Genomic DNA, 17,517 nt, shown 5'->3' with positions numbered 1-17,517 from the left:
GGGGAGCCGGAGCGCGTGCGCCGCGACCGATGAGAAGAGGGACGCTCATGACCACCCGAAGACACCGACCGGCTCGCCGCGCCCTTCTCTGCGCGGCGAGCGGCTTGGCGGTCGCCGCCCTTCCGGCGGCGGCGCAAGACACCTACCGGCCTGACCGCGAGGGCCAGGACGTGCCCAACCGCCGGGTGCCCGCCGCGCCCCGGCGGAACTTGGTCTCGAGCTGGAACCTCGACCTCAGGGCCACCTACTCGGACAACTTCCGGCGCCTTTCCGATCAGCGGGCCCGCTACTTCCTTCGGGCGGACGAGACGGGCGACGAGTCGACAGTCGGCGTGCTGGTGCCGCGTATCGACGACGAGGGCGCACCGGTCGTCGACGAGGAGACCGGCGAGCCGATCATCGACTTCGTCCCGACCCTCCAACTCGTCGATGTCGAGCCGCCCGACAACGTCGTGCTGAGCGCCTCGCTTCGGGGGGCCACCGTCTACGAACGCGCCGGTCTGACCGGCGTCGTGAACGGCGGCGTCCGTGTCGGCACCTACGCCGACAGGGCCTCGCTCGATCAGCGCCTCCTCGATTCGATCGATCCCAACGTGGCCTTGCCGGACGGGGTCCTCGCCACGGACCGGCCGACCTTCGGTTTGAACGACCTCGACGAGGTCTTCATCGAGCCGAACATCGCGGGGTCCGCGACGGCCCGCATCGTCGACGACCTCTTCTACGTCGACGCCTCGGCGGTCGCCGAGCAGCAGGCCTTGTCCACCCGCAACAACCTGAGCGCGGAGAGCTCCGGCGCCCTCGACAACCGGATCGTCTTCGCGGGCGGCTCGCTGAGCCCGTACATCTTCCGCAACGTGGCCGAAGGCGGCTCGGTCGAGGCGCGATACCGCTACACGGGTGTCTTCGTCGTGGACGAGAACCTGGACCAGTCGGAACGCTTCACCGGCGAGCGCCTCTTCCTCGTCGACGAGGGACAGAACTACGCCAACGACAGCACGGCGCACGAAGGCATCCTCGAGTACCGGAGCGGCGATCTTCTCGACAAGATTGCCTTCCGCGTGACCGGCGTCGCCAACCGCACCGAGGAGAGCGGCAGCGACATCCTCGCGGAGTCGAAGATCGAACGCCTCTCCGCCGAGGTCGAAGGCGCCTACGAGATCAACTCCGTCTTCGCGGCGACGGCGAGCGTCGGCTATGACGACGTCTCGGTCGAACTGACCCCGCAGGGGTTCGTCGATTCAGTACCGCCCACCGACAATACCGAGAGCGGCCTTTCGGGCGTCTGGTGGACCGTGGGCTTCACCGCCGTCCCGAGCCGGCGAAGCAGCCTCCAGGTCCGGCTGGGCGAGCGGTTCAGCGGAACGCTGCTCGAGGTCGAGGGCCATTACCGCCCCAGCGCGCGCATCAACGTGACGGCGTCGGCCGAACGTCGCCTGGACACCGGCACGCAAGGCACCTTCCGCGGGTTCCGCGGCTTCAACAGCCGCACCGTCCGCGTCCTCGATCAGCTCTCGAACGTTCAGGCGGGGTCGGCCGAACGCCTGCTCGAACAGGCGGTCAGCTTCCAGGGCGGCTTCGACGACGTGACGCGGCAAGGGTCCGGGGCAGGGGCGTACGACCGATACTCGCTCTCGGCGACGTACTTCCTTCGCCGGACCAGCGTCTCGGCGAGCGTCAACTACACCGGCAGCGATCTCTTCGGCCTGGGCGGCGGCACGGACGACAACAGCAACAGCATCGTCTCGCTCAACGGCCAGGTGAGGCGGCAGATATCCCGCCGCCTGTCGGCCTACGCCAACGCCCGCTATCAGCGGAACGACGGCCGCTTCTACGAGGACGTCATCGTCGGCCTCGAAGGCAACCGGGACCGCAACTCCAGTCAGATCTTCGGGGCGGTCGGCGCGGCCTGGCAGCTCGGTCCTCAACTATCCGCGACCGGACAGATCTACCATGCCGAGCGCAGCTCGACCGGCACGCAACTTGATTACAAGGAGAACGCAGTGAGCGCCGGCCTCCGCTGGACGTTCTAAAACCCTGAAGGCGAAAGCCATGATCGAAGAGCACTTCGGACTCGAGCGGACGCCGTTCCGACTGAGCACCGATGTCGGCTTCTACTACGAGAGCGACCCCCACCGCCGGGCCATGGCGCATCTGCGCTACGGCCTGCGGCAGGGCGAGGGCTTCGTCGTGATCACCGGCGAGCCTGGCGTCGGAAAGACCATCGTCGTCGAGCGGCTCCTGATGGACCTCGACGAGACCGAAACGATGGCGGGCACGCTTCTCCCGGATGCCGTCTCGGCCGAAGCGCTGCCGGTACAGGTGCTTGCCGCCTTCGACCGCCAGCCGATCGAAGGCGCGGATCCGATGCGGTCGCTCCACGACTTCCTGCGTGACGAGCGCGAACGCGGGCGCAAGGCGTCCCTGCTCGTCGACGAGGCGCAACGCCTGGACGACGACGCGCTCGAAGCGCTGCGCCTCGTCTCGAACCTGTCCCATGATGGGGAAGCGCTGCTTCAGTTGTGCCTAATCGGGCAGACGAGCCTCCGCAGCGCGCTCTACCGTGCCGAGATGGAACAGTTCCGCCAGCGGGTCGTCGCCTCCTACCACCTGCCGGCGCTCAGCGCGGCGGACACGGAGGCCTACATTCGCCACCGCCTGCGTATCGCCGGCTGGACCGGCGAGGACGTCTTCACGCCCGAAGCGGCCGGCAGCATCTACCGGGAGACCAAGGGCGTCCCCCAGCGTATCAACGCGGTCTGCTCGCAAGTTCTCATGAAGCTCGCGCTCGATGGAAAGTCGCAGGCGACCGCAGAAGACGTCCACGCGGCGTTGTCAGATGCCGAGCCGGCGGAGGTCGAGGCCGAAGTCGAAGTCGAAGCCGGGGAGCGGCGGGAACCTCTAGCGGACGCCGTTTCAGCGGCGGATGTCGAGGCCGCGGCGAGCGCCGAGGAGGAAGCCGAAGCCGAGCGCACGCTCGCGCTTCTGACGGCGAGCCTCGGAAGCATGGCGGCGGCCGGACCCCCGCCACGGCCGCGGCCCCGAGAGGATGCGCCGACGGCGAAGGCGCCGTCTCGCGGAACATCGGTGCCGGACGATGCGCGCGCCGGCGGGCGGACGGTCTCCGTCAAGGACATCAACGCAGCCATCCTCGAGATACAGGCAATGCCGCATCAAAGGGCGCGGGGCTTCACGTCGCCGGACGAGTTGATGAGCAGCGCTCAGAGGCCGGCCAACGATGAGTCTCGTCCCGCGCCGCTGGAAGATCCGGCCGCGGCCGCCGATCCGGAAGAGGTTCGACCGACGGAGGACAACGGAGCGGCCCGCGCCGCACTCGAGTCCTTCCTCGCGGAGACGACGGAGGCGCTCGACAGCCTACGCGAGAGCCTAGCGCTCATCCGCCGGGAGACGGATGCGATGGATGCGCGGCGGCGCGCACGGCGCGATCGTATCGACGAGGACCTGGAACGCCAGGCCAAACGCCTTCATGCCTTGCGCATCGAGAACGCATCGAAGGAGGCGTGAGGCTGATCGCCGGTCCGGTGCCAGACTATCGGCGCCCTGAACGATGATCCGGCTTCTCCTCGCCGTCGGCCTCGCGATCAGTGCTCTCTTCGCGCCGTGGGAGGCGGGGGGACGGACCGGCGCCGTGCTCCTTTCCCCGGTCGGACGATGCCTGCAATCGGCCCGGTGGCACGCCTCGCCTCTCTGCCTGCCGGAGGGCGGCGTGATCGGCCTGACGAGCCTGACGGTCGCTGTCCTCGCGCTCTTCTGCGCGACGGTCCACCTCCTCGCGCTCGTGAAACCCTTGCGGGGCAGGGGCGGGGTCACCGCGATCGTCACGGGGGCGGCGGGCGTCCTCGGCGTGATCCTGATCCTCGCGACCGACCAGGACTATGGTTGGGGGGTCTGGGCCGCAGGCCTGTTCGGCTCGCTCCTCGGGGCCGCCGGCGCCGTTCGCCTCAGGGCCAGGTCGCGAGGGGCGGCAGGCTCGAAAGAATCGACTCCACGTTCCCTCCGGTCTTGAGGCCGAACGTCGTGCCGCGGTCGTAGAGAAGATTGAACTCGGCATAGCGGCCGCGGCGGAAGAGCTGATGCTCACGCTCCGCCTCGGTCCAGGGCTGATGCATCCGGCGACGCACGAGGCGAGGATAGACGTCGAGGAAGGCGCGTCCGACGTCCTTGGTGAAGGCGAAGTCGTCCGCCCAGTCGCCGGTGTCGTGTCGGTCGTAGAAGATGCCGCCGACGCCCCGGGCCTCGTTCCGGTGCGGCAGCCAGAAGTAGCGCTCGCACTCCTCGGAGAAGCGCGCGTAGTAGTCCGGCCCGTGCCGGTCGCACGCCGATCTCATCGCAGCATGGAAGTCGAGCGTGTCTTCGTGCTCGGCGTTCCGATAGGCGTCCATCATCGGGTTCAGATCGCCGCCGCCCCCGAACCAGCCCTTGGTCGTAACGATCATCCGCGTGTTCATGTGCGCGGCGGGCACGTGCGGATTCCGGGCATGGGCGATCAGGCTGATGCCGCTGGCCCAGAAGCGCGGGTCGTCCTGCGCGCCGGGAATGGCCTTCGCGAACTCCGGACTGAACTCGCCATGAACGGTCGAGCAGTGGATGCCCACCTTCTCGAAGACCTTGCCGCGCAGCATGCCCATCACGCCGCCGCCCGCCTCCACCGCAGGATCGTTCGAGCGGTCCCACGGCGTGAGTTCGAATCGGGCCGGCGTACCCGCCCCGTAGAGAGCCGTCTCGGCCTCCTCCTCAATCGCCTCGAAGGCGGCGCAAAGGTCGTCCCGCAGGCTCTCGAACCAGCGTCGCGCTCGCGTCTTCCTGTCTGCCCAGTCGGTCATCGTGCCGGGGTAGGGGCGTCGCGTCCGAGCGGCAATACTTCCCGCCGCGACGCTTCGCGCAGTGGAACCGGCGCGCTTTCCGGCGTAACTCGCCTTTACCGCCAAGCCGGTGCGTGGCACACGCCCGGGAAAATCCATACGGGCACGAGACGCATGAGTTCCACGACGGAAGGCCGCCCCCACGACGTCGAGATCGAGGTCGACGAGGGACGCCGCGACTTTATTCACCTCCTCGCGGGCGGCACCGCCGCCGCGGCCGTTGTCGGCGTGGCGATCCCCGTGATCACGCAGCTCGCCCCCGACGCGGCCGTTCGCGCCTTGGCGACCAAGGAAGTCGACATCGGCGCGGTCGAGGCCGGACAAGCGATCAAGGTCGTCTGGCAGGGCAAGCCGGTCTTCATCCGGCACCTGACCGAGCGAGAGCTCAACGAGGACGAAGAGACGCCGATCTCCGCGCTCAAGGATTCCGAATCGCGCAACGACGCGATGCCCGGCGAGGCGACGGTCGAGAACCGTCTGCAGCAGAACAACTTCGTCATCGTGCTCGGCGTCTGCACGCATTTGGGCTGCGTGCCGCTCGGCACCGACAGCGGTGACAACAGGGGCGATTACGGCGGCTGGTTCTGCCCCTGTCACGGCAGCCACTACGACAGCCTCGGCCGCATCCGTAAGGGCCCGGCGCCGCAGAACCTCGCGGTTCCGCCGCTCGAGTTCCTCTCCGACACCAACATTAGGCTAGGGTAACGCGCCATGGCTCACGAGAGCACCTACGTCCCCGGGACTGGCTTCGAGCGTTGGGTCGACAAGCGTCTGCCCGTCATCCGCCTCGGCTATGACAGCTTCATCGACTTTCCGACGCCGAAGAACCTGAACTACTGGTACACCTTCGGCGGCATCCTCGCGATCATGCTGGTGGTGCAGATCGTCACCGGCGTCGTGCTCGCGATGCACTACACGGCGCACGTCGAGCATGCCTTCGACTCGGTCGAGATGATCATGCGCGACGTGAACTACGGCTGGCTGATGCGGTACGCGCACGCCAACGGCGCGTCGATGTTCTTCATCGCGGTCTACCTGCACATCGCCAGGGGCCTCTACTACGGTTCCTACAAGGAGCCGCGTGAGATCCTTTGGGGCCTCGGCGTGGTCATCTTCCTCTTGATGATGGCGACGGCCTTCATGGGCTACGTCCTGCCTTGGGGTCAGATGTCCTACTGGGGCGCGACGGTGATCACCTCGCTCGCCTCGGCCGTGCCGCTGGTAGGGGACCCGATCAAGACGCTGCTCTGGGGCGGCTTCTCCGTCGACAACCCGACGCTGAACCGCTTCTACGCGCTTCACTACCTGATGCCGTTCCTGATCGCGGGCGTCGTGATTCTGCACATCTGGGCACTGCACGTGCCGGGCAACAACAACCCTTCGGGCGTCGAGGTCCAGACCAAGAAGGACACCGTGCCGTTCCACCCGTACTACACGGTCAAGGACGGCTTCGCGATCGTCGCCTTCATGATCCTCTACGCGGCGTTCGTCTTCTACATGCCGAACGTTCTCGGCCACACGGACAACTACATCGGGGCCAACCCGCTCGTGACGCCGTCGCACATCGTGCCGGAGTGGTACTTCCTGCCCTTCTACGCGATGCTGCGGGCCATCACCTTCGACATCGGCATTCCCTTCACGGACATCGTCATCATCAACTCCAAGCTCGGCGGCGTGCTCGTCATGCTGGGGTCGATCCTGATCCTGTTCGTCCTGCCCTGGCTCGATCGCTCGCGGGTACGCTCCATGCGCTACCGCCCGATCGCGAAGTGGTGGCTGATGATCTTCTTCGCCGACGTCTTCCTGCTGGGTTGGCTCGGCGGGCAGGTCGCGGAACAGCCCTACATCCTGATCAGCCAACTCGCGACGGCGTACTACTTCGCGTACTTCCTGATCATCCTGCCGGTCCTCTCGGTGACAGAGACGCCGAAGCCGCTGCCCCGCTCGATCTCCGAGGCGGTGGTTGCGGACAAGGCTGGCAGCAAGAAGCGCAAGAGCCCGCTCGGCGTGACCGCCGGCGGCACACAGCCCGCCCCGGCCGAGTAAGAGTGACAATGATGAGAAGAGTTCTCCTGACCGCCGGGCTCGCCGCCCTTCCGCTCCTCTTCGCCGGGAACGCGCACGCTGCCGGCGGGCATCCGAAGGAGCCGATCGAGCACGAGTGGCACAGCCAGGGCCTGTTCGGCTCCTACGACCAACGCCAGCTTCAACGCGGCTATCAGGTCTACCGAACCGTCTGCTCGAGCTGCCACTCGATGAAGCTCGTCGCGTTCCGCCACCTCGGACAGCCGGGCGGGCCGTACCACCTGGACGCATGCCCTGAGGAACTCGGCCTCGCCGACACGGTCGACTGCTCCGATCCGGCGGCGAACCCGTTCGTCAAGGCGATCGCCGCGGACTTCACCATCACGGCGGGGGTCGACGATTCGGGCGATCCGCTGTCGCGGCCCGGCCTGCCGTCCGACTACTTCCCCAGCCCCTATGCGAACCAGCAGCAGGCGATGCTGGCCAACGGGGGAGCGAATCCGCCCGATATGAGCCTTCTCGTCAAAGCGCGCGAGGACGGTCGGAACTACATCTACAGCCTGATCACCGGCTATCCCGGCCTGCCGAAAGGACCCGCCGAGATTCCGGAAGAGATCACCGTCCCCCCGGGGCAGTACTACAACCCCTACTATCACGGCGACACGCTCAGCCTGATGAAGGCGGAGTACCTGGACGAGGACGGCCATCTTCTGCCCGGCGTTCACGCGCCGGACGGCGGCTCGTTCAAGATGGCGCCGCCGCTGTCGCAGGACTGCCTCGTCACCTACGAGGACGGAACGGACTGCACGGTCGAGCAGATGGCCGAGGACGTCGTCGCCTTCCTTCAGTGGGCTGCCGAACCGGAACTCGAGCAGCGCAAGCGTATGGGCGGGTTCGTCCTCCTCTACCTCTTCGCCTTCGCAGGCATCGTCTATGCCAGCTACCGCCAGATCTGGCGCAACGTCGAGCACTGACCCGTTCTTCGGTTCGATCAAAGGCCCGCCCTGGTGGCGGGCCTTTCTTTATTCGGTCGCGGTTTCCAGCCGCTCGTCCGCCCACCTCGCGGCGTCCCGAACCTGTTCGCTCTCGTCGGACAGGAGGGGGATCAGGGCAGGGCGGAACGAGGCGTCGCCGCTGTTCCCGATCGCATAGACGACGTTGCGCACGAAGCGGTCGCGGCCGATCCGTTTGACCGGACTCTTCCGGAAGAGCGCCCGGAACCCCGCGTCGTCCAAGGCGGCGAGCTCGGTTAGGCGGGGAGCGCGCAGCTCGTCGCGCGCCTTCAACTTCGCCTCCCGAGCCTCGCCCGCGAACTTGTTCCAGGGGCAGGCGGCGAGGCAGTCGTCGCAACCATAGATGCGATTGCCCATCGCGGCGCGAAACTCTTCCGGCCACGGTCCGTCATGCTCGATCGTGAGGTAGGAGAGGCAACGCCGCGCATCGAGCTGGTAGGGGGCGGGAAAGGCGTTGGTCGGACAGGCCGTCTGACAGGCATCGCACGAGCCGCACCGGTCGGGGTGCGGCGTGTCCGGCTCGAGTTCGAGGGTCGTGTAGATGCAACCGAGGAACAGCCAGGAGCCGTGCTCGCGGCTGACGAGGTTCGTGTGCTTGCCTTGCCAACCGATCCCCGCCTGCGCGCCGAGCGGCTTCTCCATGACCGGTGCCGTATCGACGAAGACCTTCAGCGCGCAGTCGTAACGCGCCGCCATCCAGCGCCCCAACTGCTTGAGGCGCTTCTTGATCACGTCGTGGTAGTCGTCGCCCTGCGCGTAGACGGAGATGTTCCCCATGCCCGCGTCGGCGAGACGCGCGCGTGGGTCCTGGTCCGGTCCGTAGGAGACGCCGAGCGCGATGACGCTCGCGGCTTCAGACCAGAGCGCCCGCGGGTCCGCGCGTTGCTCCGCGCGCGTTTCGAGCCATCCCATCGTGCCGTGATGGCCCGCATTCAAGAAGGCTTCCAGGCCCTCGCGTGCCGAAGGCGGCAGGTTCGCTCTCGTCACGCCGAAGGCGTCGAACCCGAGAGCTGCCGCCTGTGCGGCGATCTCCGATCTGGAGTCCGTCACTCCCCCCAAGCGATGAAGTGGGGGTTGTCGTAACCCCGCTCGGCCTTTCCGTAGCGCAGAGGCTCGCCCTCCGTGCCGCTCGAATCGAGCACGTGGACGCGCCCGCCGGCCGCCTCGAGAACGGCCTGGCCCGCCGCCGTGTCCCATTCCATCGTGCGGCCCAGGCGGGGGTAGACGTCGGCTTCGCCGGTCGCGACCAAGCAGAACTTCAGCGAAGATCCAGCCGGTTCGAAGTCGGTGACCCCGAGGTCCGCAAGGAGGGTCTCGGTCTCGGCCGAACGGTGGGACCGGCTCGCAACGGCGACCAAGCCTTGCGCCGGGCGCTTGCGTGTCTTGATCTCGGTGGCGTCAGCGGCGTCGCTTCGGGTCTGCTTCGCGTCCAGGCTTTGTAGCCACGCACCGCGGCCGGACGCGCCGGCGTACATCTTCGCCATGGCGGGCGCGTAGACGACGCCCATCACCGGAACGCCGTCCTCGACCAGCGCGATGTTCACCGTGAACTCGCCCGTCCGATTCGAGAACTCCCGCGTGCCGTCGAGCGGGTCCACGAGGATGAACCGGCCGCCGAGCTCGGGGATCTCACCGCGCGCAGCCGCCTCTTCCGCCAGGACCGGGACGTCCGGAAAGGCCTTCGCAAGCCCCTCGAGGATCAGCTTCTCCGCCCTTTCGTCGGCCTCAGTAAGTGCTGAGCCATCCTCCTTCTCGCGCGTCACGAAGTCGCCTTCATAGACGTCCATCACGAGCTTTCCCGCGCGGTGGGCAAGGTCGATGAGGGTGTTGAGATCGTGATCCATAGAAACTCTCGGCGAAGCGTGGCGACGTGGTAAGCTTCTTGCGTGCGAAGGGAAGAACGCCGCGTTAACTCGGTTCCGGACCGGCCAGGATGGTGGGCGGGGGCGAGGAGGGGCTCAGTCGGGAGCGCTGTCGCTCGTCCCTGGAGAACGACGTTAAAATGTTCGAGTCACAGTTGCGTAAGGAGGAGACCGCAGGGGCTGCCATAGTGATCTCTCCCGAGTTGGGGGCGAGTGTTGGTGCGGGTGTTGCGGTCGGCGATGGGATGAAGCAGTCGACGCTCAAGCCTATGGGCAAGGCCAGCATCGAGGGCAGCCGTGCGGCGATGACCCCGCCGCGGCGCAGACCCGTCTTGTCACGGGAGATGGCCGGCGACATCGCGCAGGCCCTGACGGTTCTGATCGTGACGGGCGCCGCCTTCGCGGCGGTCGCGGTCGCGGACTACGGCAAGCCGATCAACGGGATGACGGCGCAGAGCGATCCGGTCATCCTAGTTTGCACCGGCTTCCTCGGTGGCCTCGCGCTGGTCGAGGCGCTGCGTCAGGGCGGCTACTTCCGCTTTGATCAGCTCCTCGAAACCTGGGCCGCGCTGCGCGGCATCGTGTGGCGCTGGGCGCTGACCCTGCTTAGCCTGATTGCGCTTTGCTATGCCTTCGGGATCATCGGCCTTCTGCCGCGTCCATGGCTCGCCGCCTGGGCCGGGGGCACGACGGTCGGGTTGATCGTCGGCCGCTTCGTAACGGCGAGCGTCCTCAAACGCCTCGCCGCGGAGGGCGGCAGCCTGTGCCGCAAGGTCGGTGTCGTCGGGGAAGGGCACGCGGCCGACCTCTTCATCCGCCACGCGACCGAGCGGGAGAGCGGTCTCAGCGTGGTGGCGAGGTTCTCTGCGGAAGGCTTGGACACGCCCGGCCACGGGACGCTGGCGCGCGCGAACGCGATGATCGAGGCCGGTCAGCTCGACGACCTCATCCTCTGTCTTCCGCCGCAGGAAGAGGGCCGGATGGAGCATCTCATGCACCGCCTGTCCGCGCTGCCCTGCCACGTCGCGATGTGCCCCGACCCGCTCTGGCTGGAGCGCGGCATGGGGCAGGTGACGACGATCGGCGCGATGCCCCTCCTGACGCTTCACCGCCGCCCGCTCGAAGGGTGGGGCGGCTTCGTGAAGACGGTCGAGGACAAGATCATCGGCAGCCTCATCTTCCTGCTGGCGCTGCCGGTCATGATCGTCTGCGCGATCGCCGTCCGTCTCGACAGCCCGGGACCGATCTTCTTCATCCAGAATCGCCAGGGCTTCGCCGGAGAGATCTTCCCGATCGTGAAGTTCCGCACGATGCGCGTGATGGAGAACGGCGAGAAGGTCATCCAAGCCCGCAAGGACGACGACAGGATCACCCGCGTCGGACGGATCTTGCGCCGCTACAGCCTCGATGAGTTGCCGCAGCTGTGGAACGTGCTTCGTGGCGACATGAGCCTGGTCGGGCCGCGGCCGCACGCGATCGCGCACGACAAGTACTACATGGACGTGATCGCGGACTACGCCGGCCGGCACAAGGTGAAGCCCGGCATCACCGGCTGGGCGCAGGTCAACGGCTTCCGCGGCGAGACCTCCGAGGATGGCTCCATGGCCGAACGGGTCCGCTACGACCTCGCTTACATCGAGAACTGGTCCTTGTGGTTCGACGTCAGGATCATCCTGATGACCGTGCTCGCCGTCGTCCTTCCCAGGAACGCCTACTGAGGCCGAAACGACGAAGGGAGCGGCCTTCCCGGGCCACTCCCTTCCGCGGACGCGCTCTGCCAGCCCCCTGTCCGGCTCGGTGGTTATCACATCCGCGTGAGAGCGACAAGTCTATCTCTTCCGCAGCGCACCCCGTGCCAGTTGCCGGATACCCCCGCGCTACTTATGACCAAAGGCAAGATTCGGAGGCTTACCCGATGAAGGTCATGATCCTTGGCGGTGACGGGTTCTGTGGCTGGCCCACGGCGTTGCACCTGTCTGCGCAGGGGCACGAAGTGATGATCGTCGACAACCTCGTCCGTCGGAAGACGGACGTGGAGCTGGAGACGCAATCCCTGACGCCGATCGCGCCGTTGTCCGACAGGGTGTCGGCATGGCACCGCGTGACGGGCGCGAGCATCGAGACGTCGACGATCGACGTCTCGCAAGACTATGCGGAACTCTTGGGTCTGCTCCGCCGGTTCGAACCGGACAGCGTGGTGCACTTCGCCGAGCAGCGCGCGGCGCCCTACTCGATGAAGTCGAGCTGGCATAAGCGCTACACCGTCGACAACAACCTGAACGCCACGCACAACCTGCTCGCCGCGATCGTCGAGAGCGGCCTCGACGTGCACATCGTCCACCTCGGCACGATGGGCGTCTACGGCTACGGCACGGCGGGGATGTCGATTCCGGAGGGCTACCTGACCGTGAAGGTCGATGCCGGCGCAGCCGGCGAGGTCAGCCAGGAGATCCTCTACCCGGCCAATCCCGGCTCGATCTACCACATGACGAAGACGCAGGACGCTCTCTTCTTTGCCTACTACGCGAAGAACGATCATCTTCGCGTCACGGACCTTCACCAGGGGATCGTGTGGGGCACCCAGACCGAGGAGACGAAGCGGGACGAGGCGCTGATAAACCGCTTCGACTACGACGGCGACTACGGCACGGTGCTCAACCGCTTCTTGATGCAGGCGGCGATCGGCTACCCGCTGACGGTTCACGGCACGGGCGGGCAGACGCGGGCCTTCATCCACATCTCGGACACGGTGCGCTGCGTCGAGCTTGCCCTTCTGAATCCGCCGGCGCGGGGGGACCGGGTGAAGATCCTGAACCAGATGACGGAGACCGCCCGGGTCCGCGACCTGGCGAAGATGATCTCTGACAAGACCGGCGTGCCGATCGACCGCGTCCGCAATCCGCGCAACGAAGCGGACGAGAACGAGCTGCGCGTCGAGAACAAGCAGTTCCTCGACATGGGGCTCAATCCGATCACCCTCGATGAAGGGCTGATGGAAGAGGTCACGCAGATCGCCCGCAAATATGCCGGGCGTTGCGACAAGCGCCGCATCCCCTGCGGCTCGTACTGGAACGCCGGGACGCGAGCGGACCGTCCCTGACGATCAACCGTTCCGCGCCGGCATCGGGGCGGCGCTCTTCGCCGCCCTGACAGCCTGCCGCCGCCGCAGAAGCATGAAGCCGAGAAGGCCGACCTGGAGGCCTGCGACCGCCAGGTAGGTCCCGGTCGGACCGACGCCGACGGGCCTCGCAAGAGGCACGAGGAGCGCGCCGAGGGTCGCGAGCCCGCCATTGGTCATGTTCGAAGTGCCCATGATGCGGGCTCGCTCGCCTGCCGGCGCGCGGTCGTGCAGGGTGGCGATCACCGGCACGCCGAACACGCTGTTGCCCGCGGCGGTCAGGACGATCGCACCGAAGAGGGCAGCGTTCTCCATCCGGAAGACGGGTCCGGCGCCAGGGTCGTAGGGCGCGCTCGTCAGGAAGACGAGGACCGCCCCTAGGATCGTCAGCACCACACCGACGCCTGCCACGGTCATGGGCGCACCGCTGCGCGAGGCCGCGATGCCGGCCGTCACCGAGCCGACGCCTGCGCCGACCGCGAAGAGGACCATGAACAAGCCGAGGTCGAGATCGCTGCCGCCCAGGCTGACCGAAACCCAGGTCGGCAGGTTCGCGAGGATGATGGCGCCGCCCATCCAGAACCATCCGACGCCCATCATCGGCCAGAAGACGCGGGGCATGTCCGCCACGCGGCGATAGAAACGTCCCGCCACCCGAAGCACGTTCCAGTCGATGCGGGAGAGGCCGGGCGCCGGGGCGGGCGGCGTGAAGAGGGCCATAAGCGTTCCGCCCACGGCCGTCGCCAGGAGGAGCGCCGACACCACGAGGCGACCCCCTTGCGGGGAACCGAAGGCCGGAGCGTTGGTCAGCACGCTGCCGAGAAGAAGTCCCGCGACGATCGCGGCGAACTGGAGCGCGTTGAAGTAGCCGTTGACCCGCGGCAGCTCGTCGCCCGCGAAGTACTGCGGCACCAGCGTGTTGCGGAGCGGGCCGAAGAAGGCCGACTGCGCCCCCATCAGGAAGAGGGAGAAGAGGAGCAGGAGGCCGCTTCCGAACCAGAAGCAGAAGGCCGAGAAGATCATGATCGGGATCTCCGCCCCCTTGACGAAGCACAGGAGGCGATGACGGTCGACCTTGTCCGCGACCTGACCAGAGATCATCGAGAACAAGAAGATCGGTAGGGTGAAGCCCATGGAGACGAAGCTGCCGGCTTCCGCGCTCCATCCCAGCGGCAAGGAGAAGTCGGCCGTGCCCCACGCCGCGCCGGCCGCCGACGCCACCGCGACGATGGTCGCGGCCCGCAGGACGTTGTCGGCGAACGGGCCCAAGGCCTGAACGCCGAAGAGCGGCCAGAATCGACGCGAGGCGAGTAGCGACGGCACGAATCGAGGCTGCTGCGCCGTCGTCAGAACGAGGGCTCGATGCTGGTACGCAGGCCGTCGGACTCGAAGAGGTCGAGCAGCCCGAGCGTTCGGACCAGGTCGGCGTCGATGCCCTGCTCAGCCAAGAAGGCGTTCATCATCAAGTCGAACCCGCCGTCGATCTCACAGAAGTCCGCGATCCGCCGCGCCTCGGGGATGACGTTGCTGCGGAAGTCGGCGGCGACAGCCTCGAGGTCGCGCTTGGCGGCGACCAGCGCGAGGGCGGTGAAGACATCCGGACCGCTATCGGCGCGGAGGTCGTCGCGCAGTGTGCGAAGGCGCCGAACCTCGCTGCGGTTACGGCGGACGAAGTGGTCCTGCATGCGGTCGGCCTGATAGGCGAAGTAATCGCGCGTGCAGGGTTCTGGCGTCAGGGCGCAGGCGCCAAGAAGGAGGAGCGACAGCGCGAGGATGGGGAACCGCATGGACGCTCCTTGACGACGGAGGGCGACCTTAGCCCTAGCGGCGCTTCTGCGCCACGTACTCGTCGTAGCGTCCCGTCGACTTCAAGGCGTCGGCGACTTCGGGCGCCATATAGAGCTCGTCGTGGCGGGCCGCGACGAGCGTCGCCTCGAACGTGCCATCGGAAGAGACGGTCCCCGTCACGACCGCGCCGTCGCCCTCGGCGACGAGGCTGGGCAGGAACCCGTCGAAGCGGACGGGAACCGTCGCGGCGCCGTCCGTCACGGCGAAGTAGACCTCGGTGCCCGCGCCGTGCCGCAAGCTGCCTTCCTCGACGAGGCCGCCGAGCTTGACGGTCCGGCCCGCGAGCTCGTCCGACGCCGGAAGGGCGGACGGTGCGTAGGCGTAGACTTGCGTCCGGCTGATGGCGGTGACCGCGAGCGCCGTCGCGCCCGCGAAGGCCGGAAGCACCAGGCCGAGGAGGAGCGCCCGGCGCTGGCGGCGGCGGAACGGAAGGGCACGGCGGCTAGGGGCGGTCGCCTTCATGAGCGCCTCGCCCGCAAGAGGGCTTGCACCGTCATGCCTCCCAAGACACCGAAGGAGAGGAGCCAGGCCGCGGCGATGTAGGGCGTGGGATCGGCGGTCACGAAGCTACCTCCGGCGCGGGTTCCAGCACGGCGCGGGACGGGCGGGCCGGAACGCCGGCCCGACGCCGCGCCAAGGCGCTGCGCATCCGCAACAAGAGGACGAAGACGAAGAGGGCGGCGTAGCCGAGGGTCATCAGGCCCAGCGGCCACAGCATCGATGCGGGCATCGCCGGACCGTCGGCGCGAATCACCGTCGCCTTCTGATGCAGCGTATCCCACCACTCGACGGAGAACTTGATGATCGGAAGGTTCACCGCGCCGAGCATGGCGAGGAGGGCCGCCGTTCGCGCCGCCTGGGCCTCGTCCATCACCCGCCAGATCGCGAGGTAGCCCGCATAGAGGAAGGCGAGGACCATCATAGACGTCAGCCGTGGGTCCCAGTCCCAAAAGACGCCCCATGTGACCTTGCCCCACAAGCTGCCGGTCACGAGGGCCAGGACGGTGAAGGCGAGGCCGAGGGGCGCCGCCTCGCGTGCGGCGACGTCGGCGAGGCGATGCCGCCAGACGAAGCCGATCAGCGAGGCGATCGCGACGAAGGCGTAGGTCTGCAGCGCGCCCCACGCGGCGGGGACGTGGACGTACATGATGCGTACGCTCTCGCCCTGGCGGAAGTCGGGCGGCGAGCCGAAGAAGGCGAGCCAGCTGCCGACCCCGAGGCAGAGAAGCGCGATCACGCCCGCCGCCGGCAGCACGGGGCGCGTCACGCTCAGGAACCGAGCGGGGTTGGAAAGCTGGGTAAGCATGCCCATGACGCCGCTAGATAGTCTGCGGTCGCTCCCGCGTGAAGGGCGGCACATCGCGCGTCAGCGCGGCGAAGCCGGGCCACGCGGCGAGAAGGGTAGCGGCACGGCTCAGCATGAAGAGGCCGAAGGCCGCCCACACGCCGTGATTGCCGATCAGGTCCGGCAGCAGGAGGATCAAAGCGGTGAAGACCACGCCGCTGACCAGCATCGCGTTGCGCAGCGCGCGCCCTCGCGTCGCGCCGATGTAGAGCCCGTCGAGTTGGAACGCGGCTGCGAGGACGAGCGGGCTCGCGATCGCGTAAGGAAGGTATCGCCTCGCCTCGCCTAGGATCGCGGCCGCGTCGCTGCCTGGCGGAACGATCAGGGCGAGCGCCGCACCCCCCAGGACCAGCATGACGAGGAACAGCGCGCCGGCGAACAGGGCGGAGAGGGTCGTCGTCGCCCGGACCGCGGCGGCGAAGCGGGCAGGGCGCTCGTTCTTCGCGCCCAAGGCTCGGCCAGTGAGGGTTTCCGCCGCGATCGCCGGGCCGTCCAGGAAGAGGCCTGGGACGAGGACGAGGTTCAAAAGCACCTCGTTGGCTGCAAGGGTCACGTCGCCGAACTGGCCGCCCGCCCGCACGAACCAGGCGAAGACGAGAGAAAGGACCAGCGTGCGCAGAAAGATGTCGAGGTTGAGCGACAGGACCGCGCGCCAGCCCTCCGTCAGGCGAGCCCTGTTCCAGCCAAGCCGCACGCCGCCTCGCCGTTCGAGCGCCCTCAGAACGGCGAGGCCGGCGAGTAGGGCGCCCACGGTCTCCGCGATGGCGGTGCCGAGCGCGATGCCTGCGACGCCCATGCCCATGCCCATGACGAAGACGACGTCGAGCAGGGCGTTGAGCGCCGTCACGCTCAGCATGACGATCATCACCGCCCGCATCCGCCCCTGACCGGTCAGCGAACCGACGAGCGCGTTGGTCACCATGACGCAGGGCGCGGCGAAGAGACGGATCGCGAGGTAGGTCCGCATGGCCCCCGCCGCACCGTCCGAGGCTTCGGTCCCATGCGTCATCGCCACTTCCGACAGGGCTGCGATCGGGCTCTTCAGGAGGAGCAGGCTGAAGCCGACCGCCGCGGCGATCAGGAGGCCCTGGACGACCGCGACCCGAACCCCGCCTTCGTCGTTCCGGCCGTCGGCCTGCGCGGTCAGCCCGGCGACGCTCATCCGCAGGAAGCCGAAGGACCAGTAGAGGAGGGAGAAAACCGCCGCGGCGAGCGCGACGCCAGCCATGTCCGTCGGCCCGGCCGCCCGCGCGAGGACGGCGGCGTCGATCAGCCCCAGAACGGGCGTGACGATTGCCGCTAGGCTCGCCGGCCAGGCAAGCGCGAAGGCGGATCGGACGGTGGCAGAACGGGCGGCCATGAACGGGCCGCTAGCAGCAAAGCCGACGCGGCTGAACCAGCCCAAAAGAAAAGGGCGCCCGGAGGC

Annotated in this window: 16 protein-coding genes; 8 read left to right on the top strand and 8 right to left on the bottom strand. The window is 67.7% G+C overall.

Going from position 1 to position 17,517, the window contains the following annotated elements; all coding sequences use genetic code 11:
- Window positions 1-47 precede the first annotated feature (47 nt).
- From GGQ59_RS11545 to GGQ59_RS11535, 3 genes are read left to right on the top strand one after another with little or no spacing between them, the layout of a single operon-like run.
- Window positions 48-2,030 (top strand): porin family protein, encoded by a 1,983-nt coding sequence (locus tag GGQ59_RS11545; protein WP_183818744.1) that lies wholly within the window; start codon window positions 48-50, stop codon window positions 2,028-2,030.
- 19 nt (window positions 2,031-2,049) lie between these two features.
- Window positions 2,050-3,522: an ExeA family protein gene (locus tag GGQ59_RS11540; RefSeq protein ID WP_183818742.1), complete on the top strand. Its 1,473-nt coding sequence runs from the start codon at window positions 2,050-2,052 to the stop codon at window positions 3,520-3,522.
- A gap of 43 nt (window positions 3,523-3,565) precedes the next feature.
- Window positions 3,566-4,024: a hypothetical protein gene (locus tag GGQ59_RS11535; RefSeq protein ID WP_183818740.1), complete on the top strand. Its 459-nt coding sequence runs from the start codon at window positions 3,566-3,568 to the stop codon at window positions 4,022-4,024.
- On the opposite strand, the gene hemF is transcribed toward GGQ59_RS11535, so the two are convergent.
- Window positions 3,960-4,841 (bottom strand): oxygen-dependent coproporphyrinogen oxidase, encoded by an 882-nt coding sequence (gene hemF, locus GGQ59_RS11530; protein ID WP_183818738.1) that lies wholly within the window; start codon window positions 4,839-4,841, stop codon window positions 3,960-3,962. The two genes, GGQ59_RS11535 and hemF, sit on opposite strands and share 65 nt — an antisense overlap.
- Window positions 4,842-4,994: 153 nt before the next feature.
- Between hemF and petA the strand changes: the two genes are divergently transcribed.
- The 3 genes from petA to GGQ59_RS11515 are packed head-to-tail and all read left to right on the top strand — an operon-like array spanning window position 4,995 to window position 7,879.
- Complete coding sequence (gene petA, locus GGQ59_RS11525) at window positions 4,995-5,585, top strand: ubiquinol-cytochrome c reductase iron-sulfur subunit (RefSeq protein ID WP_183818736.1); 591 nt, start codon at window positions 4,995-4,997, stop codon at window positions 5,583-5,585.
- Between the two features lie 6 nt (window positions 5,586-5,591).
- Window positions 5,592-6,926, top strand: coding sequence for a cytochrome b (locus GGQ59_RS11520; RefSeq protein WP_183818734.1), 1,335 nt, complete (start codon window positions 5,592-5,594; stop codon window positions 6,924-6,926).
- A gap of 11 nt (window positions 6,927-6,937) precedes the next feature.
- Window positions 6,938-7,879, top strand: coding sequence for a cytochrome c1 (locus GGQ59_RS11515; RefSeq protein ID WP_221401015.1), 942 nt, complete (start codon window positions 6,938-6,940; stop codon window positions 7,877-7,879).
- Window positions 7,880-7,927: 48 nt separating this feature from the next.
- Here GGQ59_RS11515 and queG read toward each other — a convergent pair whose 3' ends face one another.
- Together queG and cysQ are read right to left on the bottom strand one after the other, a co-directional pair.
- Window positions 7,928-8,977 (bottom strand): tRNA epoxyqueuosine(34) reductase QueG, encoded by a 1,050-nt coding sequence (queG, locus tag GGQ59_RS11510; RefSeq protein WP_246408771.1) that lies wholly within the window; start codon window positions 8,975-8,977, stop codon window positions 7,928-7,930.
- A complete protein-coding gene (cysQ, locus tag GGQ59_RS15055) occupies window positions 8,965-9,762 on the bottom strand; it encodes a 3'(2'),5'-bisphosphate nucleotidase CysQ (RefSeq protein ID WP_246408770.1) in 798 nt (265 codons plus the stop codon). Before cysQ ends, queG begins: the two co-directional genes overlap by 13 nt.
- 263 nt (window positions 9,763-10,025) lie before the next feature.
- Here cysQ and GGQ59_RS11505 point away from each other — a divergent pair, with 263 nt between their 5' ends.
- A complete protein-coding gene (locus tag GGQ59_RS11505; protein ID WP_183818728.1) occupies window positions 10,026-11,498 on the top strand; it encodes an undecaprenyl-phosphate glucose phosphotransferase in 1,473 nt (490 codons plus the stop codon).
- A 197-nt stretch (window positions 11,499-11,695) separates the two neighbouring features.
- Window positions 11,696-12,880 carry an NAD-dependent epimerase/dehydratase family protein gene (locus GGQ59_RS11500; protein WP_183818726.1) on the top strand — a complete coding sequence of 395 codons (1,185 nt, stop codon included), beginning with the start codon at window positions 11,696-11,698 and terminating at the stop codon, window positions 12,878-12,880.
- A gap of 3 nt (window positions 12,881-12,883) precedes the next feature.
- Here the strand turns inward: GGQ59_RS11500 and GGQ59_RS11495 are convergent, their stop codons facing one another.
- The 5 genes from GGQ59_RS11495 to GGQ59_RS11475 all read right to left on the bottom strand — a co-directional run bounded on the left by GGQ59_RS11495 (window position 12,884) and on the right by GGQ59_RS11475 (window position 17,451).
- On the bottom strand, window positions 12,884-14,221 hold the full coding sequence (locus GGQ59_RS11495) for an MFS transporter (RefSeq protein ID WP_183818724.1): 1,338 nt from the start codon (window positions 14,219-14,221) through the stop codon (window positions 12,884-12,886).
- 23 nt (window positions 14,222-14,244) lie between these two features.
- Window positions 14,245-14,685 carry a hypothetical protein gene (locus GGQ59_RS11490; protein WP_183818722.1) on the bottom strand — a complete coding sequence of 147 codons (441 nt, stop codon included), beginning with the start codon at window positions 14,683-14,685 and terminating at the stop codon, window positions 14,245-14,247.
- Window positions 14,686-14,719: 34 nt separating this feature from the next.
- A complete protein-coding gene (locus GGQ59_RS11485; protein WP_183818720.1) occupies window positions 14,720-15,208 on the bottom strand; it encodes a cytochrome c maturation protein CcmE in 489 nt (162 codons plus the stop codon).
- Window positions 15,209-15,305: 97 nt separating this feature from the next.
- Window positions 15,306-16,058, bottom strand: coding sequence for a heme ABC transporter permease CcmC (gene ccmC, locus GGQ59_RS11480; protein ID WP_183818718.1), 753 nt, complete (start codon window positions 16,056-16,058; stop codon window positions 15,306-15,308).
- 7 nt (window positions 16,059-16,065) lie between these two features.
- A complete protein-coding gene (locus tag GGQ59_RS11475) occupies window positions 16,066-17,451 on the bottom strand; it encodes an MATE family efflux transporter (RefSeq protein ID WP_183818716.1) in 1,386 nt (461 codons plus the stop codon).
- Window positions 17,452-17,517: the final 66 nt, after the last annotated feature.

The sequence above is a fragment of the Parvularcula dongshanensis genome (assembly GCF_014199615.1).
In the GTDB taxonomy this organism is placed as follows: Bacteria; Pseudomonadota; Alphaproteobacteria; order Caulobacterales; family Parvularculaceae; genus Parvularcula; species Parvularcula dongshanensis.
The sequence above is the reverse complement of the archived record's forward strand: the minus strand, read 5'-3'. Positions and strand labels throughout refer to the sequence as shown.

Bases quoted from the DNA above. Each gene is read 5' to 3' on its own strand.
- GGQ59_RS11545 (WP_183818744.1), top strand. From the start codon at position 48: ATGACCACCCGAAGACACCGACCGGCTCGCCGCGCCCTTCTCTGCGCG.
- GGQ59_RS11505 (WP_183818728.1), top strand. From the start codon at position 10,026: ATGAAGCAGTCGACGCTCAAGCCTATGGGCAAGGCCAGCATCGAGGGC.
- GGQ59_RS11475 (WP_183818716.1), bottom strand. From the start codon at position 17,451: ATGGCCGCCCGTTCTGCCACCGTCCGATCCGCCTTCGCGCTTGCCTGG.
- petA (WP_183818736.1), top strand. From the start codon at position 4,995: ATGAGTTCCACGACGGAAGGCCGCCCCCACGACGTCGAGATCGAGGTC.
- GGQ59_RS11485 (WP_183818720.1), bottom strand. From the start codon at position 15,208: ATGAAGGCGACCGCCCCTAGCCGCCGTGCCCTTCCGTTCCGCCGCCGC.
- GGQ59_RS11540 (WP_183818742.1), top strand. From the start codon at position 2,050: ATGATCGAAGAGCACTTCGGACTCGAGCGGACGCCGTTCCGACTGAGC.
- ccmC (WP_183818718.1), bottom strand. From the start codon at position 16,058: ATGGGCATGCTTACCCAGCTTTCCAACCCCGCTCGGTTCCTGAGCGTG.
- GGQ59_RS11520 (WP_183818734.1), top strand. From the start codon at position 5,592: ATGGCTCACGAGAGCACCTACGTCCCCGGGACTGGCTTCGAGCGTTGG.
- GGQ59_RS11535 (WP_183818740.1), top strand. From the start codon at position 3,566: ATGATCCGGCTTCTCCTCGCCGTCGGCCTCGCGATCAGTGCTCTCTTC.
- GGQ59_RS11490 (WP_183818722.1), bottom strand. From the start codon at position 14,685: ATGCGGTTCCCCATCCTCGCGCTGTCGCTCCTCCTTCTTGGCGCCTGC.
- GGQ59_RS11500 (WP_183818726.1), top strand. From the start codon at position 11,696: ATGAAGGTCATGATCCTTGGCGGTGACGGGTTCTGTGGCTGGCCCACG.
- hemF (WP_183818738.1), bottom strand. From the start codon at position 4,841: ATGACCGACTGGGCAGACAGGAAGACGCGAGCGCGACGCTGGTTCGAG.
- cysQ (WP_246408770.1), bottom strand. From the start codon at position 9,762: ATGGATCACGATCTCAACACCCTCATCGACCTTGCCCACCGCGCGGGA.
- GGQ59_RS11515 (WP_221401015.1), top strand. From the start codon at position 6,938: ATGAGAAGAGTTCTCCTGACCGCCGGGCTCGCCGCCCTTCCGCTCCTC.